Below are 6,164 nucleotides of genomic sequence, written 5' to 3' on the forward strand. Positions count from 1 at the left end.
GGGTTCATGGCTGTTAAATCACCAACTGAGCAGAACAAGGCGGTCGTTACTCGTTTTGTCGAGGAGGTGTGGGAGAACGGTAACGTCGATGCAATCGACACTCTGTTTACCGAGGACTCGATTCTCCACGATCCGACCGAGGATGTTCGCGGCCGGGAAGCCTTCAAGACATACAACGAGCGATACTTGGCCGCGTTTCCCGATCTTCAATACGACATCGAGGATATGATCGCAGAAGGCGACAAAGTCGTCTTCCGTGCTCGAATGCGGGGTACTCACGAGGGAGAATTCATGAGCTTCGAACCGACTGGGCAACGCTTCGATGCGGAAGGAATCATCATCGCCCGTATCGAGGATGGAATGATCGCGGAACGATGGGCGAGTTACGATGCACTCGGCATGATGAGACAACTCGGCATCCTTCCGGACGCCCCGTGACCGATACGCCCTTTGTATGCAGCACGCTCGCATAATCATCTATCAAAACTGGTGATCTCTAGCAAGCAGTCCCACACCTGCAAAACGACTTATTCTGGCAAGAAAGTTGTCGAGAAAATAGGATTTCAACAGAGCCCAACAGTCATATTAGCTACTCCAGGAACCGACTTCGTTCATCTCGGCCCACTTCGATTAGACTTATTCTACAGTTCTCTCGCCTTGTTCGGTGCGCTATCTGTCCTGTCTGTGAGCAATAAGTACGACCCAGAAGACTACGGCTCAATTCCTCGGAAACTGAAAAGTAGGACTCCGAAGCAAGCGACTCAGTCCGTCTTCAGTCACCGATAACGGTTTAGCCGACTTGTGTCCTGTGTGCAGCACGACCGTAGAAACCGCACCACGTTTTGTCAAGAACGGCGTGACACCGACAGAGGGTGTATGCAGCAAACTTCAACTCCACCAACAGCTGTGGTAGCAAACTTTACCCAGTAGTATGTTCTACCAAAGAGTATGGCCACGTCGGTGAAGATGGACGACGACACTAAGTCTCGTCTCGAACGGTTACAGGCCGAGATTCGGCTAAAGACGGGAAAGCGAGTGACGCAGCAGGAAATCCTCGCACGGCTCGTTGAGCACGCCATCGAGTCCAAGGCGGACCTCATCGACTCGTTCCGCGAGAACCGTGTTCCTCTTGCTGAATCCGAGCGCGAGAAGTTCCACGATGGGATGGTCTCGTCCGGAGTCACGACGACCGAAGAAGACATCGACGATGTGCTGTACGGATGAGTGTCTTCGTCGATACCGGCGTGTTCTTTGCGCATCACGATACGGATGCCGACCGACACGACCAAGCTGTCAGTGCATTCGACGAACTGTTCGATGGGGAGTTCGGACAACCGTACACGAATGACTACGTTTTCGACGAGACTGTGACGCTCACACGTGCTCGAACGGGTTCGTTTGAGGCTGCAGACACTGTCGCCAGTCGCATTCTTGGAGAAGATCCGTTTCCTCGCGTCTTCGAGATGATTCACGTCGAACCAGATGACGTTCGGGCGTCGCTAGAAACGTTTCGTCGATACGACGACCACGATCTCAGTTTCACTGATGCATCGATCGTCACCCTATGCGAGTCACGTGGTATCGACGCCGTGTTGAGTTTCGACACGGACTTTGATGGACTCGTCGACCGTATCGAACCAGGATATTAAGAAGCGACTCATCTGGAATAGTTTGTGGCCCAGTGTCTCACATCCAATGTAGAAGAATATTCACGCGGTCTCGATTGTCACCGACTCCAAAAGCACGTCGTTGACCGGGCGGTCAGCGCCGTCGGTTTCGACCGCTCCAATCGCTTCGACAACGTCCATCCCGTCGATGACTTGCCCGAAGACAGCGTGCTTCCCGTCGAGGTGCGGCTGTGCAGCGAGCGTGATAAAGAACTGCGAGCCGTTCGTGTCGGGGCCGGCGTTGGCCATCGAAACTACACCAGGGCCGTCGTGTTGGAGTTCTTCGTGGAATTCATCGTCAAACTGGTAGCCTGGGCCGCCACGACCGGTTCCGGTCGGGTCGCCAGTCTGAATCATGAAGTCGTCGATGACCCGGTGGAAGAGGACGTCCTCGTAGAGCGGTTCGCCGTCGACCGACTCACCAGTTTGGGGGTCGACCCACGTTTTCGAACCAGTAGCGAGGCCGACGAAGTTTTCGACTGTCCGGGGTGCTCGGTTACCGTACAGCTCGACAACGATGTCGCCTTTGGTCGTTCGCAACGTTGCCGTGGGCTGTCCACTCGTGCGAGTTGACTCGGTGGGGTCAGACGCTTCGCTTTCAGTGGGGTCCTCACTCGCCGTAGACTCGTTACCCGTCATACAACCAGCGAGGGCTCCGCCAACTCCAGTCGCAGCGAGCGCGAGAAGAGAGCGTCGTCGTACTGCCATTGGCCCTGCTTGACGACCGGAAATGATGAACGTAGCGGTCCGTGCCAGCGGTTCAGCGAAAACCAACAACAAGTGGTGTCCACTTTCCCGTCGGAGACATCGCGATGCACACCGATCCAAGACTCTCCTCGACGGACAGTGGGACTGTCCCCACCTCCAGTATGAACCACTCGATACTGGGCTCGCTGCACTCGGCTGGACACACCGGACTGAGTTCCACTGGTGAAAACAACACCATCCGGATACCCACATTATCTAAATATCCCAGATACTCGACAAAATCAGAATAAGCCACAGAAATACCCCACTCTCCACTACTGCGAAGGCCACAAGCGGTTTGCTACTGGATCGTGTCAGATTACACGCATGCCCGCTTACGAATATCGGACGATCGAAGTCGACAGCAGCGTCATGGTAGCTGGCTTCGGTGGCGATGTTGAGCCACCGGTTGAGCAACTGAACGAACTCGGGGCCGACGGTTGGGATGTCGCCGCTCCGATTACTGACAAGACTGGCGAGACAGTGAGCCTCCTCTTGCAACGCGAGAAATAACTGAACTGGGGTGTGTGCCCCAACCATACCCTACCGAGTTCGTTGAGGTGTCGCCAGGAGAGTTCTGTTGTCACCTTGACGTCGACGAGAAGAAACTCCGCGACTAAGCGGTGAAACACAGGTCAGAGGCACGCACCAGAAACCCCAATCCCTGCATGTTCAAGACGCACCAAAGTTGAGTAGGCGTATGTCATCGTTCGATGTCGTGACGGTCGGCAGTGCCGTTATCGACCACATCTATTCTCTGTCAAATCTTCCGAAACCCGACGGCGGTGCATTCGCTCGCGAACACACAACCGACGTGGGGGGCGTCGCTGCAAATGTCGCCTCAGGGCTCGCTGAGTTTGAGAACAAGACGGGGATTATCACACGCGTCGGGACCGATGATGCTGCCGAGACCGAAGCTGACCTCCAAGCACGCGCAATCGACTGTTCTCGAATTCAAACCGGCTCCGAAGAATCGTCGTACACGCTGATTTTACGTGGTCCAGACGGAGAACGAATGATTGTCGCCGGTGGCCAGAGCATTCCGAACCTTCGACTTGATGCTCGCGATATTGAGTATGCGGGTGACGCCAACGTGGTGTTTACGAGTGCCTATGCACCAGATGAGGTTGTTTCGAGACTCGTGACCGCCCGTGAACGTCGTGAGATTTCGACGCTCGTATTCGACCTCGCAGGTCCACTCTCGGAACTCGAAGGCCGCGGGACAACACCAGAGACGATTGACCGACTGCTTTCTGTTGTCGATCTATTCGTGGTCGGTGAGGTCGCTGCACGCTCGTATTTTGGTGGAGCCGACGAAGCCATTGCCACGCTCACACAGCAGAATGTCTCTCGTGCGGCGGTTACACAAGGGAGTAACGGGGCACGACTTCTCGAAGGAGACACGGTGACCGACGTCCCAGCCTTCGAGGTAGATGTGACTGATACGACCGGCGCTGGCGATACCTTCACTGCGGGACTGATTCACACGTGGCTGCTGAACGACTACTCAGCACGCAACGCAGGACGCTTTGCCGCTGCCACAGCCGCACTCAACTGTACTGAACTGGGTGCACGTGGCAATCTCCCATCCGAAGCTGACGTTCAAGAGTTTCTAGAGATGCGGTGAAACGTGGAAGACACGCCCTGAGGCCAAATAGCGAACCCTAGCGGACGGACGCGACAAGACGTTCGACTGCTGCTTCGTCGACAGGGTTCGTCGTCTTGCCACCTTCTTTGAGAGCGGTTCCAACGATTGCACCATCTGCGACCGAAAGCAGTTCAGGTGCCGTCTCGGGGGTGACACCGCTGCCGATCAAGACTGGAGCGTCGAGACCGCGAGCATCGCGAGCGTCGACCACGTCTTCGAGCACCGTCGTATCGACTGCCTCGCCCGTGCCAGTTCCACTCACAATGATTCCGTCGGCACCGCCACGTTCGACGAGTTCACCAACGACCTCTGTGTGTGACCGGTCGGCGAGTGGTGCAGAGTGCTTCACGTCGATGTCTGCAAGAATGGCTACGTCGGCGTCGAGTTGGTCACGCAGGCGGACCGTTTCGTGTGCCATCCCCTCGATGACGCCCTGGTCAGTAAGCCGGGCCCCGGTATGGACGTTCACGCGAACGAAGGCACCATCTGTCGCAGCGGCAATGCCGAGGGCACTTTGGACGTCGTTTCGGAGGATGTTCACGCCAAATGGGATTTTGACAGTCTCACGAAGTGTTTCCGCGAGTGCTGCAACGTCAGCGACGACGTGACGAGGCACCCGGTCTGGATAAAATGGAGCATCACCGAAGTTTTCGAGCATAATGCCGTCGACACCACCCGACTCGAGTGCTGATGCATCCTCACGGAGTCGGGTTCGAATTTCGTCTCGATCACCCTCGAACCCGGGAGACCCTGGGAGAGGCGGTAAATGAACCATTCCAATAATTGGGGTTTCTGTACTGAAGAAATCCATATCCATTGTGACCCTTCGAGAGACTTAATCGTACAGATGTACCACTCTGCGAGGACGGTGAGAGGACGGGAAACAGGGGAGTCGGTACATCTTGGGCACTCTTACGGACGGTCAGGGTTCACCAAGTGATAGAGTGGTTCGATTTCTTCGTCCGGTTGCTCTTCAGCGACCACCTCGCTCAACAGTTGTTTAAATTGGCGGTCGATATCGTGTGGAGACGCCTCGAACGCCGCTGCTGCTGCCTCCAAATCCTCGGCTTCCATGTAGAAACACACGTACTCTCCGTCGGGTCTCGATTCGAGAAACGCTGCTTCTGAGTACACGTTCTCGTCTTGTAGCGTGGCAAGGGCTTCGTCTCGTCGTGAGGTGACCGCTTCCATCCACTCATAGAGTCGGTCTCGCTGGCCGTCTTTGAGTCGGTATCGTAGAAATTGTACCTCTGACATTTATATTGAGTTCTGGTTCCAACCCGGAAATGTTCAGTGACCTGACACACACCTGTGTCTGGTCGAGTTGCACTCCTACCGAACGGCTGTTTCAGCGGGGGAGTGTCGAACCAATGAGATTTCAACAGAATCATGCACTTATGAATTACATCAGTCATATCGATGGTGTCTCTCCTCGGACAAAGCCGTTGCACGGCAAAACGCCGTGCTGGACTCATTCCGCTGCTTGCTGGACTCACTGCGGTGGCGTATTCAACAGGTCTCGAGAACACACTCGGTGGAGTTGTGTTTGTCCCACTCCCAGTTGCGATTGGTGCGTTCATCGTGGCGTGTTGGAATTCATATACGAACGACGGCGTCGTCACCAGNGGAGTTGTGTTTGTCCCACTCCCAGTTGCGATTGGTGCGTTCATCGTGGCGTGTTGGAATTCATATACGAACGACGGCGTCGTCACCAGCCTCCTGCTTGCGTTTGGCGTCGCCTTTGGATTTCATGCCGCGTGGCAACTTGGGCTCACTTACCTGCCACTCGCACAGCGAGTCGCGAATCTGGTTGTTGGACTCACGATTCTCTTGGCTCTGGTAAATCGCCATACAGCGGTTGATTTGGCTATGTTGCGGCACGCTTGATATTGTGAACGACACATTTCAAGACGAGTTCACGGAATTCTCGGTACCACGTCCGCGCACGCACGGCGTCGCCGTGCGTGCGCTTGATCGACGAGAAGACGGTCTCACACATCGATCTTTGACGGTATCGAGGCCCATCGACCCGCGCGTTATGCGCGTGGTCGATGGGCCGGAAGATGCGATGTTTAATCAGCGGTCTCACGCCTTCTTCGCGT

10 protein-coding genes are annotated in these 6,164 nt (G+C 55.4%); 5 read left to right on the forward strand and 5 right to left on the reverse strand.

Going from position 1 to position 6,164, the window contains the following annotated elements:
- Nucleotides 1-6: 6 nt before the first annotated feature.
- The 3 genes from C453_RS00815 to C453_RS00825 all read left to right on the forward strand — a co-directional run bounded on the left by C453_RS00815 (nucleotide 7) and on the right by C453_RS00825 (nucleotide 1,649).
- Nucleotides 7-438: an ester cyclase gene (locus tag C453_RS00815; RefSeq protein WP_083881556.1), complete on the forward strand. Its 432-nt coding sequence runs from the start codon at nucleotides 7-9 to the stop codon at nucleotides 436-438.
- Nucleotides 439-948: 510 nt separating this feature from the next.
- A complete protein-coding gene (locus tag C453_RS00820; RefSeq protein WP_049907348.1) occupies nucleotides 949-1,224 on the forward strand; it encodes a hypothetical protein in 276 nt (91 codons plus the stop codon).
- Nucleotides 1,221-1,649, forward strand: coding sequence for a type II toxin-antitoxin system VapC family toxin (locus C453_RS00825; protein WP_008322071.1), 429 nt, complete (start codon nucleotides 1,221-1,223; stop codon nucleotides 1,647-1,649). The genes C453_RS00820 and C453_RS00825 overlap by 4 nt, the downstream gene beginning before the upstream one ends.
- A 60-nt stretch (nucleotides 1,650-1,709) precedes the next feature.
- On the opposite strand, the gene C453_RS00830 is transcribed toward C453_RS00825, so the two are convergent.
- Nucleotides 1,710-2,375, reverse strand: a complete 666-nt coding sequence (locus C453_RS00830) for a peptidylprolyl isomerase (protein ID WP_008322072.1) — start codon at nucleotides 2,373-2,375, stop codon at nucleotides 1,710-1,712.
- Between the two features lie 366 nt (nucleotides 2,376-2,741).
- On the opposite strand from C453_RS00830, the gene C453_RS00835 reads away from it, so the two are divergent.
- Nucleotides 2,742-2,927 (forward strand): DUF4177 domain-containing protein, encoded by a 186-nt coding sequence (locus tag C453_RS00835; protein WP_008322073.1) that lies wholly within the window; start codon nucleotides 2,742-2,744, stop codon nucleotides 2,925-2,927.
- A gap of 187 nt (nucleotides 2,928-3,114) precedes the next feature.
- Nucleotides 3,115-4,041 (forward strand): carbohydrate kinase family protein, encoded by a 927-nt coding sequence (locus tag C453_RS00840; protein ID WP_008322074.1) that lies wholly within the window; start codon nucleotides 3,115-3,117, stop codon nucleotides 4,039-4,041.
- Nucleotides 4,042-4,078: 37 nt separating this feature from the next.
- Here C453_RS00840 and C453_RS00845 read toward each other — a convergent pair whose 3' ends face one another.
- The 4 genes from C453_RS00845 to C453_RS00860 all read right to left on the reverse strand — a co-directional run.
- Complete coding sequence (locus C453_RS00845) at nucleotides 4,079-4,873, reverse strand: BtpA/SgcQ family protein (protein WP_008322075.1); 795 nt, start codon at nucleotides 4,871-4,873, stop codon at nucleotides 4,079-4,081.
- A gap of 101 nt (nucleotides 4,874-4,974) precedes the next feature.
- Entirely contained in the window at nucleotides 4,975-5,319 is a 345-nt protein-coding gene (locus C453_RS00850) for a DUF6176 family protein (RefSeq protein WP_049907350.1), read from the reverse strand.
- A 429-nt stretch (nucleotides 5,320-5,748) separates the two neighbouring features.
- Nucleotides 5,749-5,943 carry a hypothetical protein gene (locus C453_RS00855; RefSeq protein ID WP_049907353.1) on the reverse strand — a complete coding sequence of 65 codons (195 nt, stop codon included), beginning with the start codon at nucleotides 5,941-5,943 and terminating at the stop codon, nucleotides 5,749-5,751.
- A partial coding sequence (locus tag C453_RS00860; protein ID WP_152417961.1) for a transposase occupies nucleotides 5,930-6,164 on the reverse strand: 235 nt, incomplete at its 5' end. The genes C453_RS00860 and C453_RS00855, both read right to left, overlap by 14 nt.

This window comes from Haloferax elongans ATCC BAA-1513 (genome assembly GCF_000336755.1).
Classification (GTDB): Archaea; Halobacteriota; Halobacteria; order Halobacteriales; family Haloferacaceae; genus Haloferax; species Haloferax elongans.